The 21,913-nt window shown below is 69.1% G+C and carries 8 protein-coding genes; 6 read left to right on the top strand and 2 right to left on the bottom strand.

Going from position 1 to position 21,913, the window contains the following annotated elements; all coding sequences use genetic code 11:
• The first annotated feature begins 321 nt into the window (after nucleotides 1–321).
• Both WMF14_RS35405 and WMF14_RS35400 read left to right on the top strand, forming a co-directional pair.
• A complete protein-coding gene (locus tag WMF14_RS35405) occupies nucleotides 322–792 on the top strand; it encodes a ferritin-like domain-containing protein (protein ID WP_272095484.1) in 471 nt (156 codons plus the stop codon).
• A gap of 60 nt (nucleotides 793–852) precedes the next feature.
• Complete coding sequence (locus tag WMF14_RS35400; protein ID WP_437793368.1) at nucleotides 853–1,638, top strand: leucine-rich repeat domain-containing protein; 786 nt, start codon at nucleotides 853–855, stop codon at nucleotides 1,636–1,638.
• Here the strand turns inward: WMF14_RS35400 and WMF14_RS35395 are convergent.
• The gene (locus tag WMF14_RS35395; protein ID WP_437793366.1) at nucleotides 1,563–3,323 is read right to left on the bottom strand and encodes a M23 family metallopeptidase; all 1,761 of its coding nucleotides are present in this window, start codon (nucleotides 3,321–3,323) and stop codon (nucleotides 1,563–1,565) included. The two genes, WMF14_RS35400 and WMF14_RS35395, sit on opposite strands and share 76 nt — an antisense overlap.
• Entirely contained in the window at nucleotides 3,320–3,928 is a 609-nt protein-coding gene (locus tag WMF14_RS35390) for a hypothetical protein (protein WP_437793364.1), read from the bottom strand. The genes WMF14_RS35395 and WMF14_RS35390 overlap by 4 nt, the downstream gene beginning before the upstream one ends.
• Before the next feature lie 596 nt (nucleotides 3,929–4,524).
• On the opposite strand from WMF14_RS35390, the gene WMF14_RS35385 reads away from it, so the two are divergent.
• From WMF14_RS35385 to WMF14_RS35370, 4 genes are all read left to right on the top strand, one after another.
• The gene (locus WMF14_RS35385) at nucleotides 4,525–13,431 is read left to right on the top strand and encodes a neuraminidase-like domain-containing protein (protein WP_437793362.1); all 8,907 of its coding nucleotides are present in this window, start codon (nucleotides 4,525–4,527) and stop codon (nucleotides 13,429–13,431) included.
• A 45-nt stretch (nucleotides 13,432–13,476) separates the two neighbouring features.
• Entirely contained in the window at nucleotides 13,477–14,025 is a 549-nt protein-coding gene (locus tag WMF14_RS35380; RefSeq protein WP_437793360.1) for a hypothetical protein, read from the top strand.
• Nucleotides 14,026–14,217: 192 nt separating this feature from the next.
• Nucleotides 14,218–21,549 carry a SpvB/TcaC N-terminal domain-containing protein gene (locus WMF14_RS35375; RefSeq protein WP_437793358.1) on the top strand — a complete coding sequence of 2,444 codons (7,332 nt, stop codon included), beginning with the start codon at nucleotides 14,218–14,220 and terminating at the stop codon, nucleotides 21,547–21,549.
• Nucleotides 21,546–21,848, top strand: a complete 303-nt coding sequence (locus WMF14_RS35370; protein ID WP_437793356.1) for a hypothetical protein — start codon at nucleotides 21,546–21,548, stop codon at nucleotides 21,846–21,848. The genes WMF14_RS35375 and WMF14_RS35370 overlap by 4 nt, the downstream gene beginning before the upstream one ends.
• The last annotated feature ends 65 nt before the right edge of the window (nucleotides 21,849–21,913 follow it).

Below are 21,913 nucleotides of genomic sequence, written 5' to 3'. Positions count from 1 at the left end.
CGATTGCGCCCTGGCACGTCACGGCTCCGTCCTGGTCCGGCGCGCGCTCGACCCGGCGTCGCGGGGCCGTGGCCTCCATCTGGGTTGAGTCTTCGCATCCCCTCGAGCGCAGGCCCTGGAGAGGGCCGTCTCGGGCGCGGCGGCGGGCGACAAGCGTGGAGAACCGCGGGTTTCCTGGACGACGCACGCGCAGCGATGGATAGCGGCTGCACAGGCGGGCCCCGGCACCGGGCTTGCGAGCATCGAAGGCCTGGAGAAGCACCCGCCCACCTCCCTCTTCACGCGGGCGGTCCGCTTCCGCGAGGAGAGGAGCGATATTCCATGGCGTCCGTGATCGGCGGCGAAGCCGCGTTCATCGGGTCCTTGACCGAACTGATCGAGCTCAATTGGTCCACGGTGGACGCGCTCGCAGCAGCGCTCTCGCGGATGAGCCGACCAGGCGACAAGAGCCGGCTCGCGAGCTTCCTTCACGATCACGAGCGTCACCTCGAGGTGCTCGCCGCCCTGGCCCACGAGCTCGGCGAGCCGCCGGTGGAGAGCGCCGTCCGACCCAAGCTGAAGAGCAAGGCGCTGACGAACGGGATGGTCGGAGATCGCGCGATCCTCGAGGCGATGAGGCATTACGAGGAGGACAGCTGCGCTGCTTACGAGCGGATGATATCGTCCCGTGAAGGCCTCTCCGAGCGCGCGCGCGACGTCCTCCGGCACTCGCTCGCGGTGGAGCGGCGCCACCGGGACTGGTTCTCCGAGCAGCTCGACTCGCGACAAGGGCTTTTGCTGTTGCCGCTGTAGCGCGCGAGGGCCCTTTAGAAGACGCGGCTTTCCTGCGTCGTCTCGTGTATCATCGCGGCGATGATTCGCCCTCTCGTCCTTGCATCCCTTGGCATCGCCCTTCTCCTCCTCGGCTGCGACGAGCCTCAGAAGCCCGTTGCGGGGGCGGCTTCGGCCGTGCCTTCCGCGGTGAAGCCCGCCGACGCGCCTCCTGCCGCGAGCCCCGCGGCCGCGGCCAGCGCGCCGCCGAAGAAGCAAGACGTGGTGTGCACCAAGAGCGATCCGGTGACCTTCTCTCATCCGGCGCTCGAGGCCAGGGTGCGGCAGCAGCTCCAGAAGCCCGAGGGGCCGATCAAGCGCGCCGAGCTCAAGAACATCAAGACCATGAACCTGTCCGAGGCCCAGGGGCTCGACGAGCTCGATCCGTGCATCTTCCCCGAGCTCACGGGCCTCAAAGGGCTCTACCTGCCGCCGGGCAAGATCGACGACCTCCGCCCGATCAAGGGCCTGCTGCGGCTGGAGTCGCTGCGCATCTCTGCGACCCTGGTCAAGGACCTCTCGCCGCTCTCCGGCCTTGTCAAGCTCGACCGGCTCGACATCGGCCGCACGCCCGTCGCCGACCTCTCGCCGCTCGCCGGCCTCACCAGCCTCACCGAGCTCCAGTTCGATGAGACCGAGGTGACCGACGTGAGCCCGCTCGCTGGCCTGAAGAAGCTCGAGATGCTCCAGATGAAGCGGACGCGGGTGAGCGACGTGTCGCCGCTCCGGGAGCTCAAGAGCCTGAAGAACGTCTACCTCGAGGGCTCTCGGGTCGAGGACGCGAGCCCGCTCCGGTCGATCCCCGGGATCAAGATCCACGAAGGCTGAGCCGGCCGGCCCTCACGCGGCGCGCTCGCGCGTCGCGCCGAGCGCCGCCGCGTGCGGGCCGCGCCGAGCGCCGCCGCGAAGAGCCCGATCTGCCAGCCCGCTCCGGCAGAGCCCGCGGCGCCTGCGCCGGCTGCGCCGCACTCGCAGCGCAGCTGCCCGTGAACGCCGACGTTCGTGCCGTGTGCGCCCTCCTCCACGTCTCCGGCGGCCGGAGCGCCCCCGGAGCCGGCCTCGCCAGCCCCACCGGCGCCCGCGCCGCCGGCTTCGCCCGGCAGCGGCGGCGCGTCGATGACGTAGAGCGGCCCGGAGCCCTGCACAAGGAACGGGCGCGGCCGCAGCGCAGGCCCGAGCGGCAGCGCGGCGAGCCTCGCTTCCGGCCACACGACGGCCCCGTCCGGCTCGAGATTCCAAGCGCCCGCCACCTCGGCATCCGGCACGGCCCGCCGCTCGGCGCCGTCGATCAGCCAGAGGGAGGCCGCGCCGTCGTCGCCGCGCACGAGCAGCGGCGACGAGGGGAACGCGTCGCCCTCCGGCAGCGCCTGGAGCGCCGCGTCCGGCGCGCTGGCGACGTCCCAGAACCGCGAGAACCCCCAGGCGCCCAGCGCGCCGTCGCCGCCGAGCGGCCGCCTCACGCCGGAGGGCAGATCGAGCGGGCACTCGAGCGCCCTCGGGCTCCCCTCGAGCTCCACCTCCTCGCCGCTCAGCGCGTCGACCCCGTAGGCGTGGACCGCGTGCTCGCCCCCGAGCAGGCTGAGCGGCATCGGCGCCTCGAAGCCGTGCGTGCACGAGCCGAGCGGCTCGCACAGGTCATCGCGGCGCAGGTCCGCGGGGAAGCTGTAGCCCTCCGCGCCCGCCTCGGTCGCGGGGACGTCGAAGTAGAGCCGCGCGTCGCCCGGCGCGCTCTCCGCGTCCGGGTCGCGGGCCCACCCCGCGATACCGCTGCAGCCGGCGGTCTCCAGGGCGCCCTCGGGGGGCTTGTTGAGCAGCGCCTCGTACGAGGCCACGAGCGATGTGTAGGGCGGCACGTAGACCACGCCGACGCCGCTCACGGACTGCCGCACGTTGAAGTGCAGGTGAATCGTCGTCGGCGTGCCACCGAAGACGTTGGACACCCGCCCGATGCGCTCTCCCCGTGACACGTCCTGGCCGGGCGAGACCTGGACATCGGACATGTGCAGGTAGTCGTAGCGAGTCCCGTCCTCGCCGGTCAGGTAAACGGAGTAGCTGCCGACGCTCGTGATGGTGCCATCCACCACCGCGACGACCCAGTGTCTCCCCGCCTCGCACGTCGCCGGCCGCACGTCCTGCCCCTGGTGCCCTGTGCCGGAGGGGCAGAGAGGCATATCCCACGAGCGCAGCTCGCAGTAGTTGTCGCGCCACGGATAGGCGTAGTTGTCCGCGTCGCACTGTCCACCGGCAGGGCCCGCGCTCCCGCCTTTGCCGTAGACCTGGGAGTTGGCGAACGCCGGGCCCTCCTCGAGCGGAAAGCGCATGGAGGGGGCATACACCATGTCGTCGACGCGCCCCTCTCCCGAGCCTGGAAGGAGCTCGCCGGCCGGGCGGTACGAGAACGGATCGGCCGCGGCGGCGCGCGTCGGGAGCGCGAGCGCGGCTGTCGCGATCAGCGAGGCCAGCGCGGCGGAGCGGGGGCGGGGCGGGCGGAGCGGGCGGAGCGGCGCGATCATGGCATGTCTCCCGCGGCCCTGGGCTCGTCGCCGCCCACATAGACGAGCTCCGCGGCGAGCTCGAGGACGAGCGCGTCCGAGGCGCAGGCCGGCGCCTCCGGGGAGGCGCACTCGACGTCGAGCGCGTACGAGACGCCGTTCTCGATCCACGCCGCGCTCCAGATACCCTCGTTCGCCGTGACGAACGCCGGCGCCCCGCGCACGGCGCGGGCCCCCCGGAACGGTGGAATGCTCGGATATTTGCGAGCGAGGCGGGTCATTGTGAGCGAGACGGTGATCGCGTCCGTCTTTGCCCAGAACGAGGTCCAGTGCTCCCTGACGACGAGGACCGGCGCCGCGAGGAGCTCGCGCCGGGACGGCACGAGCACCGGGACCCGCGAGGTCCTGGCGGCGTGAGCCGCCGGCTTGGGGAGCGCCGCGAGCGCGGTCCGGTCGACCGAGGCGGCCGGCGGCCAGGTGACGGTGGTGATCACCTCCGTCACCGCCGCGACCAGCGGCTGGGCGGCCGCCGGATCGGGCGGCGCCTCGGACGGGGGCGCGGTCGACTCGCACGCGGCGATCGCAACAGAGAGGAGGATAACAACAGCAGTGGGCGCGCCGCGCATGAGGCCTCGCGGAAGGGGACCCTCTATTCTAGTCGAAAATCGGCAGGCCTGGCCAAGAGGCGGTGGGGGCGCGCAAGATGTCGCCGGGATGTGACCGGGACGACGTGACGTTCCGCGCGAAGGCTGTGCGTGGGCGGCGCGTCGAAGGACACCAGCCTTTGCCATGCCTGCGTGAGCCCATGGCGTTGGCCGTACGGCCGCGCTCGGCCGGCGACGGCAAGAGACAGACGTCCATCGACCGCGCGTGAGCCGTGGACGTACCCCGAGATCGTCGAATGGCGGGGACGTGTTTCGAGCTTTCCAACGAGACGCGCCGTGGTAGTTCAAATTACGTCCTGCAGGGAGCGTCCGCGGTGGGCCGCTGACGCACGCAGAGTCGAAGAGGGGATCGACAGCAAACAACTGATGTCTCGCGGAACCGCGAGAGCGTGCTCGTGCGGAGCGATCGGCGCGCGAATCGTCGCGCCGATCGCTCCGCCGCGGCCCTCCTCGTCATCTCCTCCGCTGTCGACCGTCGGCGACGAGGCGCACCGGCCGCGGCGGCTGAACACTGCGCAAACTGATGGTTTTTGACCATCGAATCGAAGGGAGCTCGCATGAGAAAGTATAAACTCTCCGGTCGGGTCGTCCGAGCCAAGACCGAAAGGGGCGTCGAGAATGTGCGCGTCGAGGCGTGGGACAGCGCGGAGGTCACCACGGATCTCATCGCCGTCGCCGTGACCAACCAGACCGGCGATTTCGAGATATCGCTCGACCAGGCCGCCTTGGATCGCCATTTCCAGGGGCGGAAGCCGCTGATCGCGCTCCGCGTGTTCTCGCCCGGGGCCGAGGAGTACGTCACGCGCTACACGCAATGGAAGGTGTCGCCGACGCCTGCGACCGTGCGGATCGAGGTGGACCTCGCGTTGACCTCGACCAAGCGAGCTCCAGCCCAATCGGTCGTGCGCGGCATCGTGCGGAACGAGCAAGGCGCGACGATCGCGAACGCGACGGTGCGCGCCTACGACGTGAGGCTGACGTCAGAGACAGAGATCGGCTCGTCGACGACCGATTCGACGGGTCATTACAAGATCTCGTACTCGCCCCTGCTGGCATCCGGTAAGCAACAGCCGGATCTCCGGGTGATCGTCTACAACGGGTCGAATCAGGAGCTGGGCCGCTCCCGGCTGATCGTCCGCGCCCCATCGACCGCCGTCGTCGACCTGGTCACCAGCCAGAACCAGGAAGATCGCGGCCCCTCGGAGCTGCAGCAGCTCAAGTCCCGCACCGCGGCCCATACGCAGGGGGTGGTCCTCGGAACTCTCCAGGCCGAGCAGGTCGAGTTCGTCGCGATGGCGACCGAAGTGGATCGCGGGAAGGTCGAGGCGCTCGTCGCGGCCGACTCCCTCCTGACGTCCGTCGGCGTCGGCGGGTCCGCCGATTCTTTTTACCCCTTCGTCCGCATGGGCTTGCCGACCACCCGGCGCGGGCTCCTTTCATACCCCAAACCCGCGCTGCGCCGCGCGCTCGACGAGGCGAAGGAAGCGAAGATCGTGGGCGGCGAAGTCAGCGATAGCTTCGCCGATCTCCTCACCCAGGCCGCCGTCGACCTCGCCATGGGGGCGCCGCCCGCGGGAGCGACCTGCAGCCTCGGTCAGCTCGTCGAGCTCGTGCTGTCCGAGGAGGGCTACGCGGAACAGTTCCTCGCCGAGTACCTGGCGTTCGATGGCACGCCGGAGGCCTTCTGGGCCCACCTCGCGTCCCTGCTCGAGTACCAGAGCGAGGGCTCGCTCAACATCCCGCGGCTCCAGCTCGTGCTGCAGCTGGGCGCGCTCACGCGCTATCACTTCCCGCTCGTCGAAGAGCTGTGGGAGCGCTGGCAGGACGCCCAGTTCGCCGAGCTCAGGGACCTCGCGGCCTACAGCGAGGCCGACTGGATCACGGTCCTCACCATCCAGCGCAACGGCTCGCCCATCAACACCCCGGCCGACACGCCCGGAGCGACGGTGGCCGAGAGGCGCGCGACCTACGCGAAGGTCCTCCGGCGGGCCCTGGAGGAGGCGTTCCCGTCGAAGGCGGTCGCGTCCGCGATCGCCGCGGTCGGCGGGAGCGAGCTGCCCACGTTCTTCAACAACAACCCTTCGTTCAAGCTCGGCGAGGCGCGCGTCGGCCACTTCATCGCGTCGAACCCGGGGGCGTTCGCGGGGCTCTCCAACCCCGCGGTCGCGGTGCGCGATCTCAAGGCGGTCGAGCGGCTGCACAAGCTCACACCCAGGTACGAGGAGGCGAAGGTGCTGCTCGACGCCGGGTTCAAGTCGGCGCGGGAGATCTCCATCCGCGGCAAGCCCCGGGTCGGCGCCGAGCTCGGCGCTGCCCTCGGAGGCGTCGAGATCGCGAACGACATCTACGAGAAGGCGATCGCCGTCTCCGATGTCGCGCTCGCGCTGTCGCTCAAGTTCGGCGCGGCCTTCAACCAGGGCTCGGCCTACGCCCTGCCCGACCCAACGCGCCGCGCGAGCCAGCCGGCGCCCGACCTCGCGACGTACGAGGCGCTCTTCGGCTCCTCCGACGCGTGCGCGTGCGCGCACTGCGCCTCGGTCTACGGCCCGGCGGCGTACCTCGTCGACCTGCTCCGCTTCCTCGACCGGTACAACTCCACGATCACGAAGAGCGGCAGCACCAAGTGGACCGCGAAGGAGCTGCTCCTCGGCAGCGCGCCGGGCTCCACGCCGGCGCGCGCCGGGCGGCGCCCGGACATCGGCCGGATCGACCTCACCTGCCAGAACGCCGACACGCCGCTGCCGTACGTGGATCTGGTGAACGAGATCCTCGTCCACGCCTTCGTGAGCGAGGGCCAGGCGCCGCTCGCCTTCCCGGAGCACATCGCGACCGCCGGCACCGCCGAGGAGCTCGCGGCCATGCCGAACCCGCCCAGCGGCGAGGAAGACTGGCACGAGACGGCTTACGAGCACCTGGCAGGAAGCGACTTCCCCTTCAGCTTGCCGTATCACCACCGGCACCACGAGGCGCGCGTCTATCTCGAGCACCTCGGCGTGCCCCTGCACGCATTCCTGAGCGAGCTGAGGGCGAAGTGGTCCAGCCCGGAGGCCATGTATCCCGAGGACGCGGCCGCCCATCGGCTCGGGCTTTCAGGGCGCGAGCTCGATCTGATCCGCGGCACCTGGATCTCGGGCGTGACCCTGGCGAGCGCCTGGGGCGTCTCCGTGATCCCCGGCGGGCTGCTCAACGTGCCGGTGTTCCTCAAGCACTCGGGGCTGTCCTACGACGAGCTGCGCGACCTGCTCGAGACGTCCGTGCTCCATCGCTTCGGATCGCCGGCGATCCAGCCGGCGGATAGCTGCAAGATCGACGAGCAGAGCATCGGCGGCCTGAGCGACGCCGTGGCCTCGCTGGACATCTTGCACCGCTTCCTGCGGCTCCGGCTGCGCCTCGGCTGGTCGATCCGCGAGCTCGATCAGGTGCTGGCCGCGTGCGCGCCCGGCGGCACCGACGTCGTGAACGGCCGCGCGCTGCGCGTGATCGCGGTGATCCAGGCGCTGCGCGCCGACCGGGGCATCTCGCTGCCGATCGCGGCGCTCGCGAGCTGGTTCGGGCCGCTCGACACCCAGCGCCGCGACGCCGGCGAGACGCCCTCGTTCTACGAGCAGCTCTTCCAGAACAAGGCCGTGACCAACCCGGTCGACGCCGCGCTCGCGCTGCCGGGGGTCGCCAGCCTCCCGACCACCACCCTGTTCGAGTCCCACACGCCCGCGATCCTCGCCGGCCTGCGCATCAGCCGGGAGGAGCTGTCGCTGCTCACCGCGAGCTCGGGGCTCGGCCTGCCCGCGCTCGTCCCGGCGGACACCTCCGACCTCGCGCCGGTGACGCTCGCGAAGCTCCACCGCTACGTGACCTTTGCGCGGGCGGCGCGGCTGTCGCTGCCCGATTTCCACGCGCTCTACAACCTGAGCACCTACAAGCCGCTCGAGGCCGACAACCCCGAGCATACGCTGCGTTTCCTGGACACGGTCGATCGCGTGCGGCGCTCGGGGCTGTCGCCCGCCGACCTCGAGGTCATCTTCCGGGCGCGGCCGTCTCGACGCGCGCGGATCGCCGCGACCGACGAGGCCATCAACCCCGTGCTCGACCAGATGTTCGGCGCGCTGCTGGCGCTGCGAGGCAAGAACGGCGCCCCGGACAGCGAGGCCGAGGCAGCCCTCATCGAGGACACGCTCGGCGCGGCGCTGAAGCTGGACGCGCGATCGACGCACCTGCTCATCGCGGACATCCTCACGACGGGCGAGCCCGACGACGTGCCGCTCGGCAGCGCGTTCTCGCTGCCCACCTCGCCGCCGCCGTCGCTCGACGACCCGAGCCGCGCCGCACAGCGCGCCGCCTACCGGCACCTGGCCAGGGCCGCGGCGGTCGTGCAGCGGCTCGGTGCGCGCGCCGACGAGATCGAGTGGATGTTCGCCGGCGCGTCGCCGGCGCTCGACCTCGACGGGCTGCCGCGCGCCGAGATCGACGGCGCCGGCGGCTCGCCGTTGTTCGCGGACTGGGAGAAGCTCGTGGATTTCGTCGAGCTCCGTTCCCACCTCGTCGGGCCGAACCCGTCGCTGGCGAGCCTGTTCGAGGCCGAGCCCGCGAAGCTGGCCGCCGCCACGGGCTGGCCCGTGGAGGACGTCACGGCGCTGCTCCTCGCCCGTGGCTACGAGGCGCTCGATCCGAGCAACGCCGCGGAGCTGGTCTCGGTCCTCGGGCTCGTGCGCCGCGCGATCGTCGTGCTGAAGCGGCTCGGCGTTTCGGCCCAGCAGGCGTTCGACTGGGAGATATCGATGCACTCGGTCGACGCCGGGCCTGCCCAGAGCATCGTCCGGGCCGCGAAGGCGAAGTACTCCGACGCCGAGTGGGCGCGGGTGGCGCCGCCGCTGCGCGACGTGCTGCGCGAGCGGCTCCGGTCGACGCTGGTGGCGTACCTCGTGGCGAAGCGGGGATACGAGGACAGCGACGACCTGTTCGCCGACCTGCTCGTGGACGTCGAGACGAGCCCCGCGGTGATCACCTCGCGCCTGAAGCAGGCCATCGGCTCGGTGCAGACGTTCGTGCAGCGCGCGCTCATGAACCTGGAATCGGGAGAGCTGAAGCTCCCGGAGGAGGCGGCGCGCGAGTGGGCGTGGCGGAAGAGCTACCGCGTCTGGGAGGCGAGCCGCAAGGTGCTCCTCCAGACCGAGCTGTACCTCGACCCGTCGCTGCGCGACGACAAGTCGCCGTTCTTCAAGGCCCTGGAGGCCGAGCTCCGGCAGCAGGACATCACCGACGACTCCGCGGAGCGCGCGTTCGAGCGGTACCTGGACAGGCTCGACGAGGTCGCGAACCTCGAGATCGCGAGCGCGTTCCACCAGAAGGAGGATGGCGACGACACGCACCTTCCGATCGACGTGCTCCACGTCGTCGGCCGCACCGCGGGCCAGCCGTACAAGTATTTCTACCGCACGCGGGTGGACGGGCTGTCCTGGACTCCCTGGGAGCCCATCGATCTCGACATCGAGGGGGACAGGGTCGTGCTCGCCGTGGTGGATCGTCGGCCACACCTCTTCTGGCCGATCATCGAGGAGCGCGCCGAGCCGGAGCAGCCGATGCCGAGCGACACGCGCGAGGCGGGCAAAACAGCGGTGACGAGCCATTACATCCGCCTCGCATGGAGCCAGCGCCGCAATGGCGCGTGGGGTGCGCGCCGGATGAGCGGCGGCTCGGAGGTGACGCTGGAGTCGGAATCCAATACCGATTTTATCTCGCTGCTCGTGGAGCGCGACGACGAGCAGGCTCCGCCCGGGATCGCGGCGATTTATAGCAACACCTCGTTGGGCACTCGCCTCGGACACTTCGTGCAGAGCGCTTGCGGTGCGCTCGAGGGCACCAACTTCGGCTACGAGATCCGGAACCACAATCTCTTCGATCCGGCAATTCCCTACAGGACCGTCTGGCAGGGGCAGCACGTGGTGTCGAGAGATGCGACAGAGCTGGTCGTTCCGATCAAGATCAACGGCTTCGCGAAGACCATCCCGCTGCTCCGCAGCGTCACCCCGTTCCGCGCGCTCATTCCGCGCGAGATCGGCAGCGGGCACTTCAAAGACACCGCCGCGGCCGGTGTGTCGTTCTTCTTCAAGGACGCGAAGTCGACGTTCTTCGCCGATATCGTCCTGACCGAGTACACCGAGTGGGATAAGGCCTCGCAGGTCCAGCCCGGGATGACGGCGTACGGCGACATCGGCCTGAAATTCGGCGCGTTCGCCATGCGCGCGGGGTCGACGGTGGACGAGTGGGCGCACAGGGCGCCCGAGGAGACGCGCATCGCGCACGTCTACGAAGACGCGAAGCGATACCGCTTCATGTCCTTCTACCACCCCTACGCGTGCCTGTTCCGGAAGGAGCTGCAGCGCTCGGGCGTGGACGGGCTGCTCAAGTGGTCGCTCCACCCGACCGAGCCGCTCCAGCGCAGCTCCAGCGACCATTTCGAGGAGACGTACGACCCGGATCCCGAGTACGTGCTCACGCCATATCCGAAGGAGGACGTCGACTTCTCGTTCCGGGGCGCTTACTCGATCTACAACTGGGAGCTGTTCTTCCACGCGCCGTTCCTGATCGCTCTCCGGCTGATGCAGAGCGGCCGGCACGCCGAGGCGCAGCGCTGGCTCCACTTCATCTTCGACCCGACCACGGGCGATCCGGCCCCGGCGCCCGAGCGCTTCTGGAACGTGCGGCCGTTCCGCGAGAACAAGGATCTCGCCTCGATCGAGGACGAGCTCCGGGAGCTGCCGGCCTCGGAGCAGGGCGCGATGGCCAAGCTGATGAGCGCGCTCCTGACGAACCAGGGCGACGCGTCGGAGAAGCTCGATCTCGCCGCGCAGATCGAGGCGTGGCGGAAGGACCCGTTCAATCCGCACCTCGTCGCGCGGATGCGGCCGATCGCCTACCAGAAGGCGGTGGTGATGAAGTACATCGAGAACCTGATCGCCTGGGGCGATCAGCTCTTCCGGCGCGAGACCATCGAGTCGATCAACGAGGCGACGCAGCTGTACATCCTCGCCGGCAACATCCTCGGCCGGCGACCGGCGCGCGTCGAGCGGCAGGACGCGGTGACGCCGCGGAGCTACTGGCAGCTCGAGGCGCTCGGGCTCGGAGACCTCTCCGACCCGGTGATCGGGTCGCGGTCCCGCGTCGAGGCGGAGAGCCTCGCGATCCTGATCAAGCCGCCGCACCCCACGATCCACGAGCGGGCGCCTGACCTCGGAGAGCTGTACTTCTGCGTGCCTCGCGACGAGGCGCTCTCGGGGCTGTGGGACACGGTCGCCGATCGGCTCTTCAAGATCCGACACTCGATGAACATCGAGGGCATGGTCCGGACGCTGCCCCTGTTCGAGCCGCCGATCGATCCGATGCTGCTCGTGCAGGCCAGGGCGCTCGGCGTGGATCTCGCGACGGTGCTCGGCGAGGCGAGCTCCCCGCGGCTCCCCTACCGCTTCCAGGTGGTGCTCGCGAAGGCGGTGGAGCTCTGCGGCGCGGTCTCCGGGCTCGGCGCCGCGCTGCTCGCCGCCATGGAGAAGAAGGACGGCGAGGCGATAGCGCGGCTTCGCTCCGGCCACGAGGTCGAGCTCCTCGCGGCGGTGCGCGAGATCAAGGCGCAGCAGGTCAAGGAGACGCAGGCGACCGTCGCCTCGCTGGAGCGGTCGCTCGAGACGGCGCGGCTCCGCCGCGACCACTACGCGGGCTTGCCGCGGATCAGCGCTGCGGAGCAGGGCGCGCTGGCCATGAGCCTCACGGGCCTGGAGCTCGGGCTCGCGGCGCAGGTGATCGCCGCCGTCGCCCCCGGCGTCGAGGCGACCCCGTCGACGACGTTCGGCGGCGCGGGCACGATGGGGAGCCCGGTGGCCCTCACCACGATCGGCGGGCAGGCCTCGGGCGCGTCGATCGAGGCGGCGGCACAGGCGCTCTCCATGGCCGCCGGCGCGCTGCGCGAGGGCGCGTCGATCGCGTCCACGATCGCCGGCTACGAGCGTCGCGCCGAGGAGTGGGCGCTGCAGGAGCGGCTCGCGGCGAAGGAGATGCAGGGCCTGGAGAAGCAGATCGTCGCCGCGAAGATCCGCGCCGCGGTGGCCGAGGTGGAGCTCAGGAACCACGATCGGCAGACCGAGCAGGCGCGCGAGGTGCTCGAGTTCCTCCGGGACAGGAAGCGCACGACCGAGGAGCTGTACGACTGGATGGTGGCGGAGCTGTCGACCGTCCACTACCAGACGTACACGCTGGCTTTCGACATGGCCAGGCGCGCGGAGCGGGCGCTCCGGTTCGAGCTCGGCACGGCCGACAGCACGCCCGCGATGGTGCGCTTCGGCGCCTGGGACAGCCTGAAGCAGGGTTTGCTCGCGGGCGAGCGGCTCCAGCACGATCTCCGCCGCCTGGAGGCCGCGTTCCTGGAGCAGACGCTGCGAGAGGCGGAGCTCGTCAAGAACGTCTCGCTCGCCGAGGTCGCGCCCGAGCAGCTCATGCGGCTGCGCGAGACCGGCACCTGCGACGTCGTGCTGGCGCAGGAGGTGTTCGATCTCGATTACCCGGGTCACTACTTCCGGCGCATCAAGTCGGTCGCCGTCACGATACCGACCGTGACCGGCCCGTACGCGGGCGTGAGCTGCACGCTCACGCTGAGCAACACGAAGGTGCGCCCGCCGCCGCAGCAGCAGCCGGTGACCGCCCAGACCTACGGGGAGACCGAGAATTTCCGGACGGATCTCGTGCCGGTGACGCATGCAATCACGACCAGCGGAGGGGTGAACGACGCGGGCCTGTTCGAGACGAACCTGCGCGACGAGCGGTATCTCCCCTTCGAGGGCGCGGGCGTGCTGGGCACCTACACGATCGAGCTCCCTGCGGCGAACAACCGCTTCGACATCGCGGCGGTGAGCGACGTGGTCCTGCACGTCCGGTACACGGCGCGCTCGGACGGCGCCCTCACGGGCGTGGCGAAGGACTATTACGCTGCACACCCGCCGGTGCGGCGCCGGCTCTTCAGCCTGCGGTCCGAGCTGCCGGCCGAGTGGGCCCGGTTCCTGGTGGCGCCGTCGGATGACGACGTGGCACAGCAGCTGTCCATCCCGCTCACGCCGGAGATGTTCCCCTACGCCCCGGCGACGCAGAAGATCGCGCTGAAGAGCTACACGCTCTATGCGCGGTGGAACGGGAAGACGCATTATTCGGAGGGAGGCGTGCTCGGAGTCACGATGGCGCGGCCAGGCGTCGCGCCGGCGGACACGCTGAATCTCGTGGAGTACCCGGACGACAACGAGCGCAACACGGGGGCGAGCGCGAGCCAGGCGTTGCCCCAGAACGAGCAGGATCTCGGCACCTGGACGCTCAGCGCGAGCCGCAGCGCGGTGGGCGCGATCGCGAGCAATCTCAGCACGAACAGCCGGCTCGACGAGACGCTCCAGGACATCTACCTGCTCTGCGAGTACAGCTTCGAGCCGGCGTGACCGCGGAAGAAACCCAGGCGATCTCTCACCAAGGAGTCAGCAATTATGTCGGACAACATCACGCTTCCTGAGGGCGCGGGCACGCTCCTCGCCACCGATGAGATCCTCGGGGTCCACGTCCTGCGCGCCAAGCTGCAGACGGGCGTGGACGGGACCGCCGTCGACGTCTCGCAGAACAACCCGCTGCCGGTGGGCCTGCTCGGGTCGCTGCCGGCCGGCGGCAACACGCTCGGCGCGGTCAACGTGAAGCCGGCCACCGCAGGCGGGCTCTCGGTCTACCGCATGATCGGCCTGAGCACCACCGGGCAGAGCGTGAAGAGCTCCGCCGGGCAGGTGTTCGGCTGGCACCTGGCCAACTCGGGAGCGAGCGATGCGTTCGTGAAGCTCTACGACATGGCCACGGCCCCGACCGTCGGCACGAGCACTCCTGTCGCGACGCTCTACGTGCCGGCCGGGCAGAACGCCTCGGCCGAGTACACGAACGGCATCGCGTTCACGAACGGCATCGGTATCGGCGCGACCGCCGCCGCGGCAGACGACAACACCTCCCAACCGGGAGCGAACACGATGATCGTGAACGTGTTCTACAAGTAGCGCTGCCCGCAGAGGGGACGAGCCCTCGTCCGGGGGGGACCGGGCGACGAGGAGAGGGCCGTGGAGAGCTTGAACCGTCCGTGAGCGGCGCTGGCCCGGCGCCGCTCACGGACTCGGCGGCCGACGCCGTCGTGCCGGAGCGAGACGCTCCGGGCGCGCGGGCCGCCCATTGCCATGGGAAGAGGGAGACGGATGAACGCTCGTGAGCCCAAGAAGGAAACCACCGCTGCTCCGGCAGCATCACCGGCCGCGCCGGACGGCGGAGCTCGCGGCAAGAGCCGAGATCCCGCGTCCCTCGCCCGGGAGGGGGCTGGTAAAAACACCGAGGCTCCGAAGGGCCTCCCCGGCGCGCCCAAGGCGCCGGAGCTGCCCGCGCCCGCGCTGCCGAAGGGCGGCGGCGCGATCCGCGGGGTGGATGAGAAATTCTCCGCGAACCCGGTGACGGGCACGGGGTCGTTCTCGATCCCGCTGCCGCTGAGCCCCGGCCGCGCGGGGTTCGGGCCGACGCTGGCGGTGACGTACGACTCCGGGGCAGGCAATGGCCCGTTCGGCGCCGGCTGGCAGCTGTCGATCCCGCGCATCACGCGAAAGACCGACAAGGGCCTTCCCCGCTACGACGACGCGCACGAGAGCGATGTGTTCGTCCTGTCCGGCGCCGAGGATCTGGTGCCCGCCCGGTCGATCGACGGCGCGGGTCTCGACCGGTACGAGACGGAGAGCGAGCGGGTGATCCGCTACCGTCCCCGCGTCGAGGGCGCGTTCGCGCGGATCGAGCGCCGCGAGGTCAAGGAGGGCGGGAACGTGTACTGGACGGCGACGACGCCGGACAACATAACGAGCGTCTACGGGCGGAGCGCGGAGGCGCGGATCGCCGACCCGGCGAGGCCGGAGCGCATCTTCTCGTGGCTGCTGGAGGAGACGCGGGACGACAAGGGCAATGTCGTCGTCTACGAGTACAAGGCGGAGAACCTGACCGGCGTCGCGCGCGACGAGGCCGCGGAGAGCCACCGCCACGCGGGCCGCGCGGCGGTCGCGAACCGCTATCTCAAGCGCATCCTTTACGGGAACACCGTGCCGGGCGACGCGGAGAGCAGCCTGTTCGAGGTCGTCTTCGATTACGGCGAGCACGACGCCGAGGCGCCGACGCCCTCGGAGAGCGCCCCGTGGCTGGTCCGCCAGGACCCTTTCTCGGTGTACCGCGCCGGCTTTGAGATCCGCACGTACCGGCTCTGCCGTCGCGTGCTGATGTTTCACCATATGTCCGAGCTCGGCGAGACGCCGTGCCTCGTGCGGTCGCTCGACCTCACGTACGTGGAGAACGCTTACCTGACGCGGCTCGCCACCGCGATCCAGGCCGGATATATCCGCCATCCGCAGACCCAGGCGTACAGCCGCGAGGCGCTCCCGGCGATCGCGCTCACGTACAGCGAGCCGGTGATTCACCGCGAGGTGAAGTCGCTCGACCCCGAGAGTCTGCGCGACCTGCCGGGCGGCACGATGGGGTCTGGGCGGCGGTGGGTCGATCTCGACGGCGAGGCGCTGCCCGGCGTGCTGATCGAGGAGGGCGAGGCGCTGTATTACAAGCAGAACCTCGGCGGGGGCCTCCTGTCCGCGGCGCGGCCGCTGCAATCTCGCCCGGCCGTTTCCGGCGGGCAGCTGCTCGACATCGACGGAGACGGGCGCAAGGAGATGGTGGTGTTCGAGCGGCCGGTGGCGGGCTACTTCGACCGCACCGACGCGGGCTGGGCGGCGTTCCGCCCGTTCGCGTCGCAGCCGAACGTCGACTGGAGCGACCCGAACGTCCGCCTCATCGATCTGAATGGCGACGGGCACGAGGACATCCTGATCACGGGGCCCGACACGTTCACGTGGTATCCGTCGCTCGCCAAGGGCGGCTTCGACCGGCCGATCACGATCGCGCGCCCGAGCGACGAGGAGCGCGGGCCGTCGCTCGTCTTCGCCGACGCTGCACAGAGCATCTTCCTGGCCGACATGAGCGGCGACGGGCTGGTGGACCTCGTGCGGATCCGGAACGGCAACGTGTGTTACTGGCCCAACCTCGGCCATTGCCGCTTCGGCGCGAAGGTGCAGATGGGTGGCAGCATGCGGTTCGATCACGAGGGCCGCTTCGACCCGAAGCGCATCCGCCTCGCCGACGTGGACGGCTCGGGGACGACCGATATCGTCTACCTGCACCCGGACGGCGTGCGCTTCTATGCGAACAACGCCGGCAACACGCTGGCTGCGCCGGTGATCTTGCCGCGGCTGCCCGACGTGAGCGATCTGGCGGCGGTCGAGGTGATCGATCTGCTCGGCTCCGGGACGGGGTGCCTGGTGTGGGCCTCGTCGCTGCCCGGGGCGCGCCCGCGGGTGCGCTACATCGATCTGCTCGGGAGCAAGAAGCCGCACCTGTTGACCTCGATCGCGAACAACCTCGGAAGGACGACGACGGTGACGTATGCGCCGTCAACGAAGTTCTACCTGGCCGACGGGGCGGCCGGCCGGCCGTGGGTGACGCGGTTGCCGTTCGTGGTCCATGTGATCGAGCGCGTCGAGGTGTTCGATGCGGTCTCGCGGCATCGCTTCGTGACAACGTATGCTTATCACCACGGCGACTACGACGGTGTGGAGCGGGAGATGCGCGGCTTCGGCATGGTGGAGCAGCGGGACACCGAGTCGTTCTCGGCGTTCAGCGGAGCCGGCTTCGCGCCGCCCGCGGCCAACGCGGATCCCGAGCTGCACCTGCCGCCGGTGCTGACGAAGACGTGGTTCCATACGGGCGCCTGGATCGAGCGGGCGAAGATCTCGGCGCAGTACGAGAGCGAGTATTACGCCGGCGACGCGGAGGCGGTTCGTCTGGCGGATACGCTGCTTCGCGAGGATCTCGGCGCCGTCGAGATGGGCGAGGCGTGCCGGGCGCTCAAGGGGCGACCCCTCCGCCAGGAGGTCTATGCGCTCGACGGGTCGGCGGAGGAGCCGCGTCCGTACCTCGTCACCGAGCACAGCTACGCGATGCGGCGGCTCCAGCCCGCGGTGGGCGACGCGCACGCGGTGTTCTTCGCCCATGCGCGCGAGGCGCTGGAGTACCATTACGAGCGCAGCGAGAGCGATCCGCGGGTGACGCACGCGCTCACGCTGAAGGTCGACGACTACGGTGCGGTCCTGCGGGCGGCACAGATCGGGTATCGCCGGCGGGCGGCGTGGGCGGAGTTCCCCGAGCAGGAGCAGGGGAAGGCGACGCTGACGGAGAACATGGTGAAGCACCTGGTCCCGGACGAGGAGGGTGCTTATCGGATCGGGGTCCCGACCGAGACGCGAACCTACGAGCTGCACGGCCTGCCGCTCGGCGCGGAGGGGGTGCTCGGGTTCCAGGCAGTCTTCGACGCGGCGGACGGCGCGACGCACCTCGATTACGACGGGGCGCCGGGCGGGTTGTTCCAGAAGCGCCTGTTGCAGCACGCACGCACGACGTACTGGAGCGACGATCTCACGGGGCCGCTGCCGTTCGGCGAGGTCGGCAGCAGGGCGCTCGTTTACGAGAGCTTCGCCAAGGTCCTCACGCCTTCGCTGATCACATCCGTGTTCGGGACCCGTGTCACGAGCGGCATGCTCGCGGAGGGGGGGTATGTCCAGCTCTCGGGCGATCCGGACTATTGGGTGGCCTCGGGGCGGGCGGTGCCTTCGGCGGCTCACTTCTACTTGCCGACGACGTTCGTTGATCCGTTCGGCAATGCGTCGCAGGTCGCCTACGACCCGTATTGCCTGCTCGTGACGGCGGTGACCGATCCGCTGAGCAATCTCGTCGAAGCCGTCCCCGACTACCGCGTCCTGGCCCCGCGGCAGCTCACGGACGCAAACCGCAACGTGAGCGAGGTGCGCTTCGACGCGCTCGGCAGGGTCACGGCGATGGCGCTGATGGGCAAAGCGGGTGCCGGCGAGGGCGACACGCTCGACGACCCGACGGCCACGTTCGCGTACGATCTGGAGCGATTCGAGTCCGCCGGCAAACCGAACATGGTGCACGCCCGCGCCCGCGAGCAGCACGGACCGGGCAACCTGCGCTGGCTGGACACGTACAGCTACTCGGACGGTTCGGGCAACGAGGTGCTGCGCAAGGTGAAGGCGGAGCCGGGGCTCGCGCCGGAGCGCGACGCTAACGGCGCGCTGGTGCATGACGCGCAGGGCGACCTGGTGTTTTCGCATGCGACGTCGCGCTGGGTCGGGACCGGGCGCACGGTGCTGGACAACAAGGGCAATCCGGTCAAGCAGTACGAGCCGTTCTTCAGCGCGACGCACGAGTACGAGGACGAAGCGGAGCTCGTGGAGTGGGGGGTCACGCCGATCCTGCGGTACGATCCGCTCGGCCGGCTCATCCGGACCGACGTGCCCAATGGGACGTTCTCGCGGGTGGTGTTCGATGCGTGGAAGCAGACGTCGCACGATCCGAACGACACGGTGCTGGAGAGCTCGTGGTACGCGGCGCGGCAGGCGCTGACGGCGGGTGATCCGGAGCGCCGCGCAGCCGATTTGGCGGCCGCGCACGCCGGGACGCCGGCGGTGAGCCACCTGGACGCGCTGGGGCGGGTGTTCCGCGCGGTGGCGGACAACGGGGCCGAGGGGGAGTACATCACCCAGACGACGCTCGATATTGAGGGGAAGCCGCTCGTGATCACGGACGCGCGCGGCAACGAGGCGATGCGGCATCGCTTCGGGCTGGGCGGGCAGCTGCTCTATCAGCAGAGCAACGACAGCGGCGAGCGCTGGATGCTGGCGGGCGCGACCGGACAGCGGCTGCGGGCGTGGAACGGGCGAGGGTTCGTCTACCGCTCGTCGTACGATGGGCTGCGCCGGCCGACGCACGAGCAGGTGCAGCTGGGCTCGGGCAGCGAGCGGCTGGCGCGCCGTTACGTCTACGGCGAAGCGCACCCGCAGGCGACGGCGCTGAACCTGCGCGGCAGGGCGTACCAGGTGTATGATGGCGCGGGAGTTGTGACGAGCCAGGCGTACGACTTCAAGGGCAATGTGCTGCAGGCGTCGCGCCGGCTGCGCAGCGACGTGCACGCGGACGCCGACTGGTCGGTGCTGTCGGCGTTGACGGATGTGGCCGCCATCGCGACGGCGGCCCAGCCGCTGCTGGAGACCGAGAGCTTCGGCACGCAGACGGCGTACGACGCGCTGAACCGGCCGACGAGCGTGACGGCGCCGGATACGAGCGAGGTCAAGCCCACGTACAACGAGGCGGGGCTGCTCGAGCGGGTCGAGGCGCGGGTTCGAGGTGTGTGGACGACGTTCGTCGACAACATCGATTACGACGCGAAGGGGCAGCGCGAGCGGATCGAGTACGGCAACGGCACCTCGACGGCGTACACGTATGACCCGCTGACGTTCCGGCTCTCGCGCCTGAAGACGACGCGGAGCTCGGACAGCGCGGTGCTGCAGAACCTTACGTATGTGTACGACCCGGTCGGGAACATCGTGGAGATCGGGGACAGCGCGCAGCAGACGGTGTTCTTCAACAATGCCGTGGTATCGCCGAGCGCACAGTACGTGTACGACGCGGTCTACCGGCTGATCGAAGCGACGGGTCGGGAGCACGCGGGCGGGCTGTCGGACGCGCCGCGGGACCAGAACGACCTGCCGATCCAGTCGCTGCCGCACGCGAACGACGCGCAGGCGCTGAGGAACTATACCGAGCAGTACGTCTATGACGCCGTGGGCAACCTGCGGAGGATGGTGCACCAGGCGGGCACGGGAAGCTGGACGCGGTGGTATGCGTACGAGGAGACGGAGAACAACCGGCTGACGAGCACGACCGGGGACCCGGAGAACGGGCCGTTCCGCAACTATGCGCATGACGCGCACGGCAACATGACGTCGATGCCGCACATCACGGCGCTGACCTGGGACGAGAACGACCAGGTGCGGAGCACGGATCTCGACGGGGGCGGCGATGTCTATTACGACTACGACGCTGCGGGTCAGCGCGTGCGCAAACTCTGGGAGCACAACGGGCTCGTGGACGAGCGCATCTACCTCGGCGGCTACGAGGTGTACCGGAGGCGCAACGGGTCGGGGCTGGTGCTGGAGCGGCAGACGCTGCACGTGATGGATGGCGCGCGGCGGGTGGCGATGGTGGAGACGAAGACGGTGGACACCTCGGGGCCGTTCACGGTGACGCCGCGGGTGCGCTACCAGCTCGACAACCACCTCGGCTCGGCGTCGCTGGAGGTCGACGGGGCGGGGCTGGTGATCGGGTACGAGGAGTACCACCCCTACGGGACGACGGCGTACTGGTCGACCAGCAGCGCCTTGGAGGTGAGCCAGAGGCGGTATCGGTACACGGGCAAGGAGAAGGACGAGGAGACGGGGCTTTACTACCACGGGGCGAGGTACTATGCGCCGTGGCTCGGGAGGTGGACGACTGCGGACCCAGCGGGAATGGTGGACGGTCCGGGGTTGTATAATTATGTGAGGGGAAATCCAGTTCGGTTGACGGATCCGAACGGGAAGGAGAGCGCGACCGACAAGCAGATTGCACAGATGACCGATGTGCAGTTGCACCGGCATTTTACTAGCCTTTCGCCAGAAGCCCGCGCGTCGTTTGCCGGTGCCGCAACCGGCAAATTTGCAGAAAGAGCATGGGCGACACTCAACCGGGGTGGAATGGATATTGGCTATAATTTCCCAGTCGACACAATCACGGGTTCTGCTTCAAAGGCGGCTACGCCGCACATGACTGCAGTGAACCCGCGTCCAACGGCGGAGCAACTCCGAGACAAGACGCCGCTCCTGCCGTTCTTTCTCAGGGTGCCCGCGCAGTATCTTCGAACGAATCAGGAAACACCCCAGGGAGCTCCGGTTGGTCTGGCTGCCCTACGGCAGCTAAATGGAGGTGCAGCACTCGCGGTGGCCAATTTTTCGCGGGACATCGCTCCAGGAACAGCTGTCGAGAATCTCACGCTGCAATCCGTCAACGTCCTTTCTGCCGGCGTTGGAGTTCTCGCTGCAGCTGCACCCCTTGAGAGTACTGGGGCAACCGTGGGACCGCTCGCGAGAGCCGTTTCGAGCAGCGAGAGGAATGCTAGCCCTCTCAGCGAAGCGCAACGTGCGGAGGCCCTTGCAATGGCCGAAGAATTGGGGATGCCAGCGGAGCGCACCGTTGTAAGCAGCTCGCAGAACACCTCTCATGCAGGTGGCATGCTGGATATCCTCATCATTGGTCCAGATGTGCTACCCGCGGCCAACGCTCCAGTCGGCACAACGGGCGCAAACGCAAGGATCGGCATGCGCGGTGCCCTGGCACATGAACTGATCGGCCATCGCGAGGCTTATCTCGCGGGGCGTACCCTTTCGGACGGCATTTTCGAAGAGGCACAGGCGAGCATCAGGGCTGCCAAGTTAGCTCCGGGACTCTCCAGCACCGAGCGCGTGACGCTGTTGAGGGATGCTGTTAATCGTCTCCATAACGCCGGCCGGACGACCGAAGACATTAGGCCGCTTCTCTTCCTCGGGAGGGCTGAATGAAAAAGGTGATGACAATACACGATGTGTGGGAGTTCTCTCATGTTGATGGCGTGGTCGCTGCTGGCACAAATGCGGACTTTGATGCGATGGATCGCCGGAGAGTTGAAGCGCTCTTGTGTGGGCGTGAGGTCGTGGTGATCCTTGCTAGTGGTGCTGTCGCCCGGCTGATTCCTGCCGGTGTTAATGTGTCCGAATCGATTGTTGGCAAGAAAAACATTCTTCTAACCATGCCGAGATCCATATCCAAGGCAGATCTGGTCGTGGGGTCTGACGTGTGTATGGTCGACGAAGGTGGATAACCCGGACTGCCGCAAGGCTCATTTCTTGTTCGCTCATTGAAGTTTCGCTTCGTCTTGCTCGGTTT

This window comes from Sorangium sp. So ce693 (genome assembly GCF_051521375.1).
GTDB classification, from domain to species: Bacteria; Myxococcota_A; Polyangia; order Polyangiales; family Polyangiaceae; genus Sorangium; species Sorangium atrum.
Note: the sequence above shows the minus strand (reverse complement) of the source record. Positions and strands in the feature narration are given on the sequence as shown.

Excerpts from the sequence above, each read along its gene's own strand:
- WMF14_RS35405 (WP_272095484.1), top strand. The coding sequence starts at position 322 with ATGGCGTCCGTGATCGGCGGCGAAGCCGCGTTCATCGGGTCCTTGACC.
- WMF14_RS35400 (WP_437793368.1), top strand. The coding sequence starts at position 853 with ATGATTCGCCCTCTCGTCCTTGCATCCCTTGGCATCGCCCTTCTCCTC.
- WMF14_RS35395 (WP_437793366.1), bottom strand. The coding sequence starts at position 3,323 with ATGATCGCGCCGCTCCGCCCGCTCCGCCCGCCCCGCCCCCGCTCCGCC.
- WMF14_RS35390 (WP_437793364.1), bottom strand. The coding sequence starts at position 3,928 with ATGCGCGGCGCGCCCACTGCTGTTGTTATCCTCCTCTCTGTTGCGATC.
- WMF14_RS35385 (WP_437793362.1), top strand. The coding sequence starts at position 4,525 with ATGAGAAAGTATAAACTCTCCGGTCGGGTCGTCCGAGCCAAGACCGAA.
- WMF14_RS35380 (WP_437793360.1), top strand. The coding sequence starts at position 13,477 with ATGTCGGACAACATCACGCTTCCTGAGGGCGCGGGCACGCTCCTCGCC.
- WMF14_RS35375 (WP_437793358.1), top strand. The coding sequence starts at position 14,218 with ATGAACGCTCGTGAGCCCAAGAAGGAAACCACCGCTGCTCCGGCAGCA.
- WMF14_RS35370 (WP_437793356.1), top strand. The coding sequence starts at position 21,546 with ATGAAAAAGGTGATGACAATACACGATGTGTGGGAGTTCTCTCATGTT.